The organism is Pseudomonas sp. M5A4_2d, from assembly GCF_053345295.1.
Genome location: NZ_JBKEZW010000001.1, coordinates 1,460,810 through 1,474,704 on the forward strand (window position 1 = coordinate 1,460,810; position 13,895 = coordinate 1,474,704).

At 60.8% G+C, this 13,895-nt stretch carries 13 protein-coding genes; 7 read left to right on the plus strand and 6 right to left on the minus strand.

The features are described 5' to 3' along the window. Positions 1-141 precede the first annotated feature (141 nt). On the minus strand, positions 142-1,545 hold the full coding sequence (locus ACLBW8_RS06885; protein ID WP_064452637.1) for an MFS transporter: 1,404 nt from the start codon (positions 1,543-1,545) through the stop codon (positions 142-144). Positions 1,546-1,688: 143 nt separating this feature from the next. Next, a complete protein-coding gene (locus ACLBW8_RS06890) occupies positions 1,689-2,219 on the minus strand; it encodes a GNAT family N-acetyltransferase (protein ID WP_447804993.1) in 531 nt (176 codons plus the stop codon). Positions 2,220-2,372: 153 nt separating this feature from the next. Here ACLBW8_RS06890 and proP point away from each other — a divergent pair, with 153 nt between their 5' ends. Next, complete coding sequence (proP, locus tag ACLBW8_RS06895) at positions 2,373-3,875, plus strand: glycine betaine/L-proline transporter ProP (RefSeq protein ID WP_064452639.1); 1,503 nt, start codon at positions 2,373-2,375, stop codon at positions 3,873-3,875. 51 nt (positions 3,876-3,926) lie between these two features. After that, the gene (locus tag ACLBW8_RS06900) at positions 3,927-4,433 is read left to right on the plus strand and encodes a GAF domain-containing protein (protein WP_064452640.1); all 507 of its coding nucleotides are present in this window, start codon (positions 3,927-3,929) and stop codon (positions 4,431-4,433) included. Here ACLBW8_RS06900 and ACLBW8_RS06905 read toward each other — a convergent pair. After that, positions 4,408-5,325, minus strand: a complete 918-nt coding sequence (locus ACLBW8_RS06905; RefSeq protein ID WP_432751837.1) for an AraC family transcriptional regulator — start codon at positions 5,323-5,325, stop codon at positions 4,408-4,410. The genes ACLBW8_RS06900 and ACLBW8_RS06905 overlap by 26 nt on opposite strands. Positions 5,326-5,491: 166 nt before the next feature. Between ACLBW8_RS06905 and ACLBW8_RS06910 the strand changes: the two genes are divergently transcribed. Next, entirely contained in the window at positions 5,492-6,514 is a 1,023-nt protein-coding gene (locus ACLBW8_RS06910; RefSeq protein WP_064452642.1) for an alpha/beta hydrolase, read from the plus strand. Continuing rightward, positions 6,514-7,701: an MFS transporter gene (locus ACLBW8_RS06915; RefSeq protein ID WP_447804994.1), complete on the plus strand. Its 1,188-nt coding sequence runs from the start codon at positions 6,514-6,516 to the stop codon at positions 7,699-7,701. The genes ACLBW8_RS06910 and ACLBW8_RS06915 overlap by 1 nt, the downstream gene beginning before the upstream one ends. Here the strand turns inward: ACLBW8_RS06915 and ACLBW8_RS06920 are convergent. Continuing rightward, positions 7,694-8,515, minus strand: coding sequence for an AraC family transcriptional regulator (locus tag ACLBW8_RS06920; protein WP_447804995.1), 822 nt, complete (start codon positions 8,513-8,515; stop codon positions 7,694-7,696). The genes ACLBW8_RS06915 and ACLBW8_RS06920 overlap by 8 nt on opposite strands. Positions 8,516-8,611: 96 nt before the next feature. Between ACLBW8_RS06920 and ACLBW8_RS06925 the strand changes: the two genes are divergently transcribed. Next, entirely contained in the window at positions 8,612-9,823 is a 1,212-nt protein-coding gene (locus tag ACLBW8_RS06925; protein ID WP_262664895.1) for an MFS transporter, read from the plus strand. 126 nt (positions 9,824-9,949) lie between these two features. Here ACLBW8_RS06925 and ACLBW8_RS06930 read toward each other — a convergent pair whose 3' ends face one another. Then, positions 9,950-10,372 carry an MAPEG family protein gene (locus tag ACLBW8_RS06930; RefSeq protein ID WP_447804996.1) on the minus strand — a complete coding sequence of 141 codons (423 nt, stop codon included), beginning with the start codon at positions 10,370-10,372 and terminating at the stop codon, positions 9,950-9,952. Next, positions 10,365-10,670 carry a DUF2834 domain-containing protein gene (locus tag ACLBW8_RS06935; RefSeq protein ID WP_447804997.1) on the minus strand — a complete coding sequence of 102 codons (306 nt, stop codon included), beginning with the start codon at positions 10,668-10,670 and terminating at the stop codon, positions 10,365-10,367. Before ACLBW8_RS06935 ends, ACLBW8_RS06930 begins: the two co-directional genes overlap by 8 nt. Positions 10,671-10,753: 83 nt before the next feature. Here ACLBW8_RS06935 and ACLBW8_RS06940 point away from each other — a divergent pair, with 83 nt between their 5' ends. Next, entirely contained in the window at positions 10,754-11,542 is a 789-nt protein-coding gene (locus tag ACLBW8_RS06940; protein ID WP_064452648.1) for a helix-turn-helix domain-containing protein, read from the plus strand. Between the two features lie 55 nt (positions 11,543-11,597). Then, a complete protein-coding gene (locus ACLBW8_RS06945; protein ID WP_447804998.1) occupies positions 11,598-13,298 on the plus strand; it encodes an amidase in 1,701 nt (566 codons plus the stop codon). Positions 13,299-13,895: the final 597 nt, after the last annotated feature.

Genomic DNA, 13,895 nt, shown 5'->3' on the forward strand with positions numbered 1-13,895 from the left:
GCAATTGCCATGTGGGAGCGTGCTTGCTCGCGAAAGCGGAGTATCAGTCGACTGGTGTGTGACTGATCCACCGCCTTCGCGAGCAAGCCTGCTCACACAGTTGATCTTCGCTGCTCTGAGAATTGCGTCCGCTTAACTGAGTTACAGATCAGTGATTTCCTTGTGGCGTGGCACCAGCGCTTTCATCACGCTCCACGCCACCAGGTACGCCAGCGCACAGATCGCAAACATGATCATGTAGCCGGTGTGAATGTCGTTGATGGACTTGTAATAGTCGAACACCCAGCCACCGATCTTGGTCATCACCACACCGCCCAAGCCGCCCGCCATGCCGCCGATACCGACCACCGAGGCCACGGTTTTTTGCGGGAACATATCCGACACGGTGGTGAAGATGTTGCATGACCACGCCTGGTGCGCCGAAGCGCCAACGCCGATCAGCAACACCGGTACCCAGAAGCTGAGGTAACCGAACGGTTGCGCCAGCAACACCACCAACGGGAACAACGCAATCACCAGCATGGCTTTCATGCGGCCGTCATACGGTGCATCGCCACGTGCCATAAAGTAGCTGGGAAACCAACCGCCGCCGATACTGCCGACCATGGTCATGCTGTACAGCACGGCGAGCGGCATCACGATATCCGCGCCTTTCATGCCGTATTGCGCCGACAGGTAGGTGGGCAGCCAGAACAGGAAGAACCACCACACGCCATCGGTCATGAACTTGCCGAAGGCGAACGCCCAGGTCTGGCGGTAGGTCAACAATTTGAACCAGGAGACTTTTTTCGCGGTGGCACCCGCAGGCTCCGGGGTGAAAGGCTGCACCGTCTGGTCGCTACGGATATAGGCCAGTTCTGCAGCCGACAAGCGTTTTTGCTGCTCCGGCGTCTGATAAAGCGCCGACCATACGGCCACCCAGACAAACCCCAACATGCCAATCACCATAAACGCGGCTTCCCAGCCCCACAGGCCGGCAATCAACGGCACGCAGATCGGCGCCAGGATCGCACCGACGTTAGCGCCGGAGTTGAAGATACCGGTGGCCAGGGAGCGTTCTTTCTTGGGGAAGTATTCAGCGGTGGCCTTGATCGCGATGGGAAAATTGCCTGCCTCGCCAATCGCCAATACGGCGCGAGACAGCATGAAGCCGGCAATCGACACCGGAATCACCGCCAGGCCGATTGCGCCGCTGAGCGCAGCGATCCCCTCGCCCATCGGCACCGAAAACGCATGCATGATCGCGCCGGTGGACCAAATGGCAATCGCCACCACGTAGGCGGCCTTGGTGCCGATCTTGTCGACGAACCGCCCGGCAAACAGCATGGAAATCGCATAGACAAACTGGAACACCGCCGCAATGTTGGCGTAATCGGTGTTGCTCCAGCCAAATTGTGTCGACAGCTGCGGCGCTAAAAGGCTTAGCACCTGACGGTCGAGGTAGTTGACGGTCGTGGCGAAGAACAACATCGCGCAGATGGTCCAGCGATAGTTGCCGACGGCCGTGCCGACGCGATGGGCGTTGAGGGGCTCATTCAAATTCATGGCATCACTTTTTATTTTTGTTAGATAGGACATATGCAGTGTCATATGTCGTCGTACAACCATAACTTTTATAGCGGGCTCCCTACACGCTGTCAATCTGAAAGATTACCGTTTGTTGAGGTATCAGGCGGATATAGAAATATTCAACCAGGCACAGTTGTAGGATGACAAATACGAAATACCTGGCTCGGCGCTTTGCCCGGCACATCATCGAGCACGCCGAAAGGCTTCAGCCCAAGCTTCTCCAGCACCCGAATCGAGGCCGCGTGATCGGGCCGTACCAGCCCGAATACCTCGGGAAAATTGAGAGTATCGAACGCCAGCTCCAGCGCATCACGGCCCAATTCGGTGGCATAGCCCTGCCCCCAGGCCTCGACCGCAAAGCGATAACCCAGGTTGATGCGCCGCTCGGTCAGGTAATTGAGCGGCGCGACACCGCCGAAGCCAATCAGGTGGTGCGGTGCTTCGATGCGCGCAATCGCCCACCAGCCGTAACCCTGAGTGGCCCACTGTTCAAGCCAGCGGTTGAGCAAGCGTTGGGCATCGTTAAGGCTGGTCATGGGACCGGCAGGATTGAACAGGTTCGTCTGTGGATCGCCGAAGATCGCGAACAATCGCTGCACGTCGCTGGGCGATGGTTTGCGGTAGACCAGCCTCGGGGCAGTGTCGGGCATTCTGATAACTCCCTGGTTAAACCGTGAAGTTCAATGCATCTGCAAAAAAACGCAATTAGTGGTGAATTATTTCGTGTCGGCTTGTATCTGAACTGACAGAGCGGTGCCATCGCAACGATGGCACCTCCCCTGTTCAGTTTTAGAGTGGCCCGCATGAAATTACGTAAGAAAAGCGTCAAACCCATTGGATTAAAAGACATCACGATTGTCGACGATGCCAAGGTGCGCAAGGCGATCACCGCCGCCGCACTGGGCAACGCCATGGAGTGGTTCGACTTCGGCGTCTACGGTTTTGTCGCCTATGTGCTCGGCAAGGTGTTCTTCCCGGACGCATCGCCCAGCGTACAAATGATCGCGGCCTTGGGCACCTTCTCCGTGCCCTTCCTGATTCGCCCCTTGGGCGGCCTGTTCTTCGGCGCCCTGGGCGATAAATACGGACGGCAGAAAGTCCTCGCCGCGACCATCGTGATCATGTCCCTGAGCACCTTCGCCATTGGCCTGATTCCAGGGTACGCGTCGATTGGCATCTGGGCGCCGATCCTGTTGTTACTGTGCAAAATGGCCCAGGGTTTCTCGGTGGGCGGTGAATACACCGGCGCCTCGATCTTTGTCGCCGAATACGCGCCGGACCGTAAACGCGGGTTCCTCGGCAGCTGGCTGGACTTCGGCTCCATCGCAGGCTTCGTGCTCGGCGCTGGTGTGGTCGTGCTGATTTCCACGATATTGGGTGAAGCCGATTTCGAGGCCTGGGGCTGGCGCCTGCCGTTCTTCCTCGCCTTGCCCCTGGGCATGATCGGCCTTTACTTGCGCCATGCGCTGGAAGAAACCCCGGCCTTCCAGCAGCACATGGACAAACTTGAACAAGGCGACCGCGAAGGCCTGACACACGGCCCCAAAGTATCGTTCAAAGAAGTGGCCACCCAGCACTGGCGCAGCCTGCTGACCTGCATCGGTATCGTCGCGGCCACCAACGTGACCTATTACATGCTGCTCACTTATATGCCGAGCTACCTCTCGCATAACCTGCATTACAAAGAAAACAGCGGCGTGCTGATCATCATCGCGATCATGGTCGGCATGCTCTTCGTGCAACCGTTCATTGGTTTTGTCAGTGACAAAATCGGCCGCAAGCCCTTCATCATCGCCGGCAGCATCGGCCTGCTGTTCTTGGCCATCCCGGCGTTCATGCTGATCACCAGCGGCAAGATCGGCCTGATCTTCGCCGGCTTGCTGATCTTGGCCGTGATCCTGAACTTCTACATCGGCGTCATGGCCTCGACCCTGCCCGCGATGTTCCCCACTCACTTGCGCTACAGTGCGTTGGCCAGTGCGTTCAATGTCTCGGTATTGATCGCCGGCCTGACACCGACGGCGGTGGCCTGGCTGGTGGAAAGCACCAACGACCTGTTCATGCCTGCTTACTACCTGATGGTGTTTGCCGTGGTCGGCCTGATCACCGGCCTGACCATGAAGGAAACCGCCAACAAGCCCCTGCGCGGCGCGGCACCAGCCGCCTCGGACATGGCAGAAGCCAAGGAGATACTGCAAGAGCACCACGACAATATCGAGCAGAAGATCGAAGACATCGACGCCGAAATTGCCGCACTCGAAGCCAAGCGCCAGAACCTGGTGCAGCAGCATCCTCGGATTAACTAACACCTGACCGTGCGTGGTGGTTCGCGCCACCACGCCATTGGAGTGCTCAGCATGATTCCAAGCGTCACCGCAGCACATTCGTTACTCAGCGCCGCTGAACGCGCGGCCATCGCCGAAATAGAAGCGACCACCAGCATTCTGCAGCTGGTCACCCGTCTGACCGGCATGCGCTTCGCCGGTATCGCCAAATTCACCGATCTGGAATGGGTGGTGTGTTCAGCCTATGACCCGTTGCAAATGGGGATTCATGTCGATGACGTACTCGACCTGGAAACCACCCTGTGCAGTGAGTTCTGCATCAACCCGCAAACATTGTTCATCCCGCAAGTCAGCCGGAACGGCCGCTTTGCGGCGCGCCCGGTGGTCAAGCAATACGCCATCGAGAGTTATGCCGGCGCGCCAATCTTCCTGCCCGACGGCCGCCTGTTCGGCGCACTGTGCGCACTGGATTCGCGGGCGATGCTGTTTGACGACCCCAATCTGCCGGAAACCCTCAGCCTGTTTGCGCGGCTAATTGGCTGTATTTTCTTCGCTAACTTGACGGCGGCTGATCAGTGACTTTGCCGCGCAGCGCGGCCATATCGCGCTTGGGCGGCATACCAAACAGTCGGCTGTACTCACGGCTGAACTGTGACGGGCTTTCATAACCGACCTTGAACGCGGCGCTGGAGACATCCTGATGCTCATTCAACATCAAGCGCCGCGCCTCGTTCAGGCGTAACCACTTCTGATACTGCAACGGGCTCATCGCCGTCAGCTGCCGAAAGTGATGGTGAAAGGTGGCGGCGCTCATTTGCACGCGCGCAGCCAATTCATCCACGCGCAACGGCGCGTCGTAATTGAGTTTCAGCCAATCGATCGCCTTGGCAATCCGATAGCCCTGCCCGTCCACGGCGCAGATCTGGCGCAGTCGGCCGGCCTGATCGCTCTTCAACAGCCGATAGTGGATCTCGCGCTGAATCAAGGGGGCGAGCACCGGTATCGCCTCAGGCTCATCCAGCAACGCAACCAGGCGTGCAAACGCCGTCAGCATGCCTTCGGTGACAGTCCCGATGCCGACCCCCTTCATCACCGCCCGTTGACGGGTTGGCGGCATATCACTCTGGGCGATCAATTCGGCCAGGATGCGCACATCCAGCTTGAAGGTCAGCCCCAGACAAGGTTTCGCCGGGCTGGCGGCCAGCACCTCTGAGTTGGCCGGAATGTCCAGCGAGGTCAGCAGAAAGCGCGACGTGTCATACGGGTAGCCCTCGCCGCCGACCCAAAGCTGCTTCTCGCCCTGGGCGACCAACACGATGCTGGGTTCGACCATGCATACCACCGGCGTCGCCGGCTGCTCGCGCCGATAAAAGCCCAGGCCGGGAATGGGCATGGGGTAATCGCCCGGTGCGGAAACCCGCGAACCAATGGACTGGATCAGCGCCTCCAGGGGCGATGGATTGATCTTCATAGCGGGCTCTGTCCTCTCTTCAGTGAACTTTACCCCGGTCAGGGTCTGAGCGTCCCCGACATGTGGCAAGACTCAGAGGATCAGGCAAGTAATCCAGTGGAACGCACTACAGAAGCCCCGCCCCCATCGGGAAAATGTGCGCACCAACCTCCTCAAGGATCAACGCATGAAACGCTTCTTGCTCGCCCTGTGTGTGCTGGTCACGTCTTTTTCTTCACTGGGAGCCGATATGTCCAACGGTGCTGACAACTTCTACACAAGCGACAAGGTGACGGTGGAAAAGGTCACCTTCAACAACCAGTACGGCATGCCCGTTGCGGGCAATCTCTTCATCCCCAAGGGCTTTGCCTCGGGCTCAAAGAACGCCGCAATCATAGTCGGCCACCCGATGGGCGCCGTCAAAGAACAGAGCGCAAACCTTTACGCGACCAAAATGGCAGAACAAGGCTTCGTCACCCTTTCACTGGACCTGTCGTTCTGGGGTGAAAGCGCAGGCGTGCCGCGCAACGCGGTGTTGCCCGATCTCTACACCGAAGCCTTCAGCGCCGCCGTGGATTACCTCGGCACCCGCCCACTGGTTGATCGAGAACGCATCGGCATTATCGGTATCTGTGGCAGTGGCAGCTTCGCCATCGCTGCCGCCAAGATCGACCCACGGCTCAAGGCCATCGCCACGGTCAGCATGTACGACATGGGGGCGGCCAATCGCAACGGCCTCAAGCATGGGGTGACACTGGAGCAGCGCCAACAGCTGCTTCGCCAGGCCGCCAACCAGCGCTATGTGGAATTCCAGGGTGGCAACACCGCCTATACCGGCGGAACCCCGCTGACCCTCACCGGCGATGCGGTGGGCGATGAGTTCTACGACTTCTACCGGACCCCGCGCGGCGAATTTACCCCGGCCGGTGCGTCGCCCCAAACGACCACGCGGCCGACGCTGACCAGCAACGTGAAGTTCATGAATTTCTACCCGTTCAACGACATCGAGACCATCTCCCCGCGCCCGCTGTTGTTGATTACCGGCGCCGACGCCCACTCCCGCGAGTTCAGTGAAGACGCCTATCGGCGTGCTGCCGAGCCCAAGGAATTGGTGATTATCCCGGGTGCCGGCCATGTGGACCTGTACGACCGGGTCGACCTCATCCCGTTTGCCAAGCTCAGCACCTTTTTCAAAGGCCACTTGAAGTAATGTCCGATAACACTCATACGCACAGCTGGGGTGCCGTGTTCGCGATGTCATTGGCGGCATTCGCCCTGGTGGCCTCCGAATTCATGCCCGTAAGCTTGCTCACGCCCCTGGCGAGCGACTTGCACATCTCTGAAGGCCAGGCTGGCCAGGGCATTTCGGTATCCGGGTTGTTTGCCTTGCTCACCAGTCTGATCATCGCTGCTGTCGCAGCGCGGGTTGAACGCAAACGCCTGCTGCTGGCATTGACCTCGCTGATGATTCTGTCCGGCACCGTGGTGGCGTTAGCGCCGAACTATCTGACATTCATGCTCGGTCGCGCGCTGATCGGCGTGGCCATTGGTGGTTTCTGGTCACTGTCAGCCGCTACCGCGATGCGCCTGGTGCCTTTGGCGCAGGTGCCGCGCGCCTTGGCGATCGTCAACGGCGGCAACGCGCTGGCGACCGTGATTGCGGCACCGTTGGGCAGCTTTCTCGGCGGGCTGATCGGTTGGCGTGGCGCGTTCTTTTGCGTCATCCCGGTCGCCGTTGTGGCCGGCGCCTGGCTGCTGGTGAGCCTGCCTTCGCTCAAGCACGACGACAGGGTCAAGACGCGCAATGTGTTTCGCCTGATGAAGGATGCCCGCGTAGCCCTGGGCATGCTGGCCGCCAGTGGGTTTTTTATGGGCCAGTTCATGCTGTTCACTTACCTGCGCCCGTTCCTGGAAACGGTAACCCAGGTCAGTCTTTCCATGCTGTCACTGATGTTGCTGGTGCTCGGCCTGGCCGGGCTTGCCGGGACGTTCCTGATTGAGCGTTTTCTGAAAAACCACCTGTACCACGCGCTGACGGCCATCCCGTTATTGATGGCAACAATTGCCCTGGCGCTGGTTGCATGGGGCAGTTCGCCGGTGGCGACCACTGTTTTGCTGGGCCTGTGGGGCCTGGTTGCCACCGCCGCGCCGGTGGGCTGGTGGACCTGGCTGTCGCGGGTCCTGCCTGACGATGCCGAGGCGGGAGGCGGCCTGATGGTGGCGATTATCCAGTTGGCGATTGCCTGCGGCGCCACGCTTGGGGGTGTGGTGTTCGACCTGAGTGGCTACCGGGCGACCTTTGAACTGAGCGCGGGTTTGCTGGGTATCGCTGGCCTGCTGGCTTACCTGACCTCTCGGCGTGTTTCGGTGACACGTGTGGCAACGCGCACTACCTGAAAAACTGACTCGGTGTCTTGCCAAACTGTTTCTTGAACATGCTGGTAAAGGCACTCGGGCTTTCGTAGCCCAGCTCGATGGCGACATCAATAATCTTCTCCCCCACCGCAATGCGCTCCAGCGCCAGCAGCAACCTTGCCTGTTGGCGCCATTGGCCAAACGTCAGGCCGGTTTCCTTGCGGAACAGGCGCTGGATGGTCTTCTGGTCCAGGTCCAGTCGATCACTCCAATCAGCGACCGTCGACGCATCGCCAGGGTCGTGTTGCAGCGCCTGGCAAACCCGGTTGATCCGTGGGTCGGCGGGCTGTGGCAGCGACAAGGGCAACGCCGGAAGAATCGCAAGTTCGTCGAGGATCAAGTGCATGATCCTGGCGTCGCGCGAATCCTCGGCATACGGCGGCTTCAAACTCACCGACGCCTTGATCAGCTCGCTCAGCAACGGCGAGATACTCACCGCCTTGGTCTCGGTCGGCAGGTTCGGGAAGGCATCGGGCCGCACAAACACACTGCGCATCTTCAGTGTGCCCACGCAGCGCAGAGAGTGGACTTGCCCGCTGGGCATCCAGAAGCCGCGACTGGACGGCACTGTCCACTGGTTCTGCGCCGAGTGCACCACCATCACGCCTTCGATGGCGTACAGCAGTTGATGCTTCTCGTGGCGATGTTCGGGTATCACCCAATTCTCGGGATAATCGGTGGCGGAACTGATGACCGCCCAATCGCCCGCGTCGATCTCCTGCAGAAATAAATCCAGTGGTTTTATCATTTCGCCCTTTTTGCGACAGTTGTCTCCCGAATTTCGTGAGACAGGCATTTTTGTCGAATCTAGCATGAACGCCGAAACAATTAGAAATGGGCAGCCGGCATCGTACTGGCTGCCCCTGTTCGCTGCCTTGTATGGAATGCCTGCATGTCGACCCTGACCGCGTCACCCGCCGCTGCAACCACTGCGCCCCAGATAAGCCCGCTGGTCATGCGCGTTCTCGGCGCCTGCGCCCTGGCGCACATGATCAATGACCTGATCCAGGCCGTGCTGCCGTCGATTTACCCGATGCTCAAGGCCAATTACGGGCTGAGCTTCACCCAGGTGGGCCTGATCACCCTCACCTTCCAGCTGACCGCCTCCCTGCTGCAACCCTGGATCGGCTACCACACCGACCGCCATCCCAAACCCTGGCTGCTGCCGGCGGGCATGGTGTGCACCTTGATCGGCATTCTGATGCTGGCGTTTGTCGGCACGTTCCCGGCGATACTGCTGGCGGCGGCGCTGGTCGGCGTCGGCTCGTCGACCTTCCACCCGGAAACCTCCCGCGTGGCCCGCCTGGCCTCCGGCGGCCGCTATGGCCTGGCGCAATCGACCTTCCAGGTCGGCGGCAACACCGGCAGCGCTTTCGGCCCGTTGCTCGCGGCGGCGATCATCATTCCCTACGGCCAAACCCACATCGCCTGGTTCGGGCTGTTCGCGGTTTTTGCGATTCTGGTGCTGTATGGCTTGAGCCGCTGGTACCGTCACCACCTCAACCTGTTCAAGCTCAAGCAAGGCGGTAAAGCCACCCATGGTTTGTCCAAAGGACGCGTGACGTTTGCCCTGGTGGTACTGGCGCTGCTGGTGTTTTCCAAATACTTCTACATGACCAGCCTGACCAGCTACTTCACCTTCTACCTGATCGAGAAGTTCCAGCTGTCGGTGGCCAGTTCGCAGATGTACCTGTTCCTGTTCCTTGGCGCGGTAGCGGTCGGCACCTTTGCCGGCGGCCCTATCGGCGACAAGATCGGCCGCAAGAAAGTCATCTGGTTCTCGATCCTCGGCGCCGCGCCCTTCACCCTGGCGCTGCCCTATGTCGACCTGTTCTGGACCGCGGTGCTCAGCGTGGTGATCGGCTTTATCATCGCCTCGGCCTTCTCCGCTATCGTGGTCTTCGCCCAGGAACTGGTGCCGGGCAATGTGGGGATGATTGCCGGTATTTTCTTCGGCCTGATGTTCGGTTTCAGCGGGATCGGCGCCGCGCTGTTGGGCTTGCTCGCCGATAACCATGGCATCGAGTACGTCTACAAGATCTGCTCGTTTCTGCCGCTGGCGGGCATCCTCACGGTATTGCTGCCCTCGACCAAAGGCGTCTGACCGGTCAATCATGCCTGGCGCTTGGCGCACATGCGCCCCAGCGCCAGGCATGAGGATGCTGAAGGGTGTTGACAGGGCTGCCATGCCACCATCTCAAGCACGCTCTCTTGCCACGAAAACCGTGGTTCATATCAGCCTGGCAACCACCTGGCTGCCCAGCCCGAACAGACAAACCACGCCCACTGCGTACGTCAGCGTGCGCCAGGGCTGAAGCCCCGTCAGATAGGTTACCGTGTGCGCCACCCGGGCCAGGGTAAAACACCCAAATAGCCAGCCAGTGACAACCTCGGCACTGCCCAGCGCCACGCATAACCCACCCACTGCAAAAAACAGTGGAATGTTTTCCAAGTCATTGGCCCAGACCTGTTTCGCTCGACTGACGGGCGCCAGCTCCTCTGATCGCGCGGCGCGGCTGAAGAGCGCTGCATCTTCAACATTGGTGAACGCCAGCCCACGAATTCGGAAGAACCCCTGATAGCAGGAAATCGCAAACATCTTCAGGCACAGCACCAGCACGCAGATTGCGTAGACACTCAACAGGTCATTCATTTCGGTCCCCATTCACCACGATATAGAGCAACGGCCCCACCGAAACGAACACCGCCGTCAGTAAAAAATAGGGCCACAGTGACACCGCCGAGCACCCTCGCTTGCGCGCATCCCGGTACATCCACACACACGCCAGCACTGCCATCAGGTACAGGTCGATCACCACCTGCGCGGTGTCCGGCCGGGACATCAATTCCCACCCGAAGGCCAGCAGCGATTGTTCAGCCGTGAGCAGTGTGGCCAGGGTGTACAGCGAAAATCCGAGCAAGCCGGCCCAGGCGATATAGGGTGTTTGCATGGTCTGTTCCTTGACGTGATCGAGGCTCACGATAGTGATATGGTCGTGCCTCTCGCAATGACCTCGGAGGTCATCATTACGCCATGGACGCCCCCTCTACCGCCGGCGAACACCTGCGCCAATTGCGTCGCCACGCCAGGCTGAGCCAGCTGGACCTGGCGCTGATCACCGGCGTTTCGCAACGCCACCTCAGTTGCCTCGAAACCGGCCGCGCCAAGCCGAGCCCAGGCACGCTGCACACGTTACTCACGGCGCTGGACGCACCGCTTGAGCAGTGCAACCGCGTGTTCCTCGCCGCCGGCTACGCCCCACGCTACACCGCCACCCCACTCGCCTCGCCAGCCATGGCCGCCATTCGCGAAGCGGTCAGCCATGTGCTGCACGCCAACAACCCCGCCCCGGCGATTCTGCTGGGCAGCGAGTGGCAAGTGCTGGCGGCGAATGCCAGCGCCGGGCTGTTGTTTGAACAGGTGGGGCTCAAGCAAGATGCCGCTGACGGGCTGAACCTGCTGACAACTTTGCTGCAACGCGGCGGGCTGGGTGACCACCTGCTCAATGCCGAAGAGATCCGCACCCTGGCCTGGCAACGCGCAAGCCGTGAGGCACTGAGCAACCCGGCCCTGGCGACGTTGCTGGCGAGTTTACCGACACCCGCCAGCACCGAACTGCCCAGGGAAATGCCGCCGCTGGTGCTGACGCGCATCCGTTCGCCCCACGGCGAGCTGAACTTCCTGTCGACCTTCACCACCTTCGGCATGCCCCAGGACATCACCCTGACCTCGCTGCGTATCGAACATCTGATTCCCGCCGATGAGCCCACGTGGCAAGTCATGCGCGCTGCCTACGCGGATTATGCCGCGCTGGTTTTGTGAAATATCTGTCCGTAGACTGCCGCCATACCTCCCACTTGAAGGCGGCGAAAAAAACGTGATGCAAGTTACCGAAGTCTCCATTGCCCAATTGCGCGCGGCGCTTGAAGCCGGCCAGACCACTGCCGTTGAACTGGTCAAGGCGTACCTGGCGCGGATCGATGCCTATGACGGCCCGCAGACCGCAACCGCGTTGAACGCCGTCGTCGTGCGCAACCCCGAGGCCCTTAAAGAAGCCGAGGCGTCCGATGCGCGCCGGGCACAGGGCAAAACCCTGGGGCCATTGGATGGCATTCCCTATACCGCCAAGGACAGCTACCTGGTCAAGGGCCTGACGGCAGCTTCGGGCAGCCCGGCCTTCGCCAAGCTGGTCGCGCAGCGCGATGCGTTCACGATCGAACGCCTGCGGGCCGGCGGCGCCATCTGCCTGGGCAAGACCAACATGCCGCCGATGGCCAATGGCGGGATGCAACGCGGGGTCTATGGCCGTGCCGAAAGCCCGTATAACGCCGACTACCTCACCGCGCCATTCGCTTCCGGCTCGTCCAACGGCGCCGGCACCGCCACGGCGGCCAGCTTCGCGGCATTCGGCGTGGCGGAAGAAACCTGGTCAAGCGGGCGTGGCCCGGCCTCCAACAATGGCCTGTGCGCCTACACCCCTTCCCGTGGGGTGATTTCGGTGCGCGGCAACTGGCCGCTGACCCCAACCATGGACGTCGTGGTGCCGTATGCGCGCACCATGGCTGACCTGCTGGAAGTGCTCGACGTGGTCGTCGCCGAAGACCCCGACACCCGTGGCGACCTGTGGCGCCTGCAACCCTGGGTGCCGATCCCGAGCGTGGCCTCGGTGCGCCCGGCGTCGTACGCCGAGCTGGCCGTCAATAGCCAAGCCCTGGCCGGTAAACGTTTGGGCGTGCCGCGCATGTACATCAACGCTGACCCCGAGGCCGGCACCAGCGAAAAGCCCGGGATTGGCGGGCCGACCGGGCAAAAGATCAACACCCGGGCCAGCGTCATCGACCTGTGGCACGCTGCGCGCCAGGCACTCGAAGCCGCCGGTGCCGAAGTCATCGAGGTGGACTTCCCGCTGGTGTCCAATTGCGAAGGCGACCGCCCCGGCGCGCCGACGGTGTTTACCCGCGGCCTGGTGTCCAAGGAGTTCCTGCACGATGAATTGTGGGAACTGTCGGCCTGGGCCTTCGATGACTTCCTGCGCGCCAATGGCGACCCAGCGCTGAACCGCCTGGCGGACGTCGATGGGCCGAAGATCTTCCCCCACGACCCTGGCACCCTGCCTAACCGTGAAGATGACCTGGCCGCCGGCATGGATGAATACGTGCGCATGGCCGAACGCGGCATTACGCCGTGGAACGAGATCAGCACCGTACCGGATGGCCTGCGTGGCCTGGAGCAGACCCGGCGCCTGGACCTGGAAGACTGGATGGACAACCTGGGGCTCGACGCCGTGCTGTTCCCCACCGTGGCCGATGTCGGCCCGGCGGATGCCGATGTCAACGAAGCCTCTGCCGATATTGCCTGGAGCAACGGTGTCTGGGTCGCCAACGGCAACCTCGCGATCCGTCACCTGGGTGTGCCCACCGTGACCGTGCCGATGGGCGTGATGGCGGACATCGGCATGCCGGTCGGGCTGACCTTTGCCGGCAGGGCATACGATGACTCGGCGCTGCTGAGCTTGGCCAGCGCGTATGAAGCCACCGGCAGCAAACGCCTGATTCCGCCGCGCACACCGCCGCTGTAGAAGTTGTGGGAGCTGGCTGTATTTCACATCCAGCCATGTAGAGCCGCAACGGCCTAAACGCGATCAACCTGGGGGAGCGGGCTTGCTCGCGAAAGCGGTGTGTCAGGTGATGCATCTGGTGACTGACACACCGTCTTCGCGAGCAAGCCCGCTCCCACACTTTGACTGTATTTCAAGTCGAGCCAGGTGGGAGCTGTGTTTTAGATCAGGGCATGCAGCGCCACAACGGCCTGAACGCGATCAACCTGGGGGAGCGGGCTTGCTCGCGAAAGCGGAGTGTCAGGTGATGCATCAGGTGACTGGCACACCGTCTTCGCGAGCAAGCCCGCTCCCACACTTTGACTGTATTTTAAGTCGAGCTCGGTGGGAGCTGTGTTTTAGATCAGGGCATGCAGCGCCACAACGGCCTGAACGCGATCAACCTGGGGGAGCGGGCTTGCTCGCGAAAGCGAAGTGTCAGGCGATGCATCAGGTGACTGACACACCGTCTTCGCGAGCAAGCCCGCTCCCACATTTTGACTGTATTTCAAGTCGAGCTCGGTGGGAGCTGTGTTTTAGATCAGGGCATGCAGCGCCACAACGGCCTGAACGCGATCA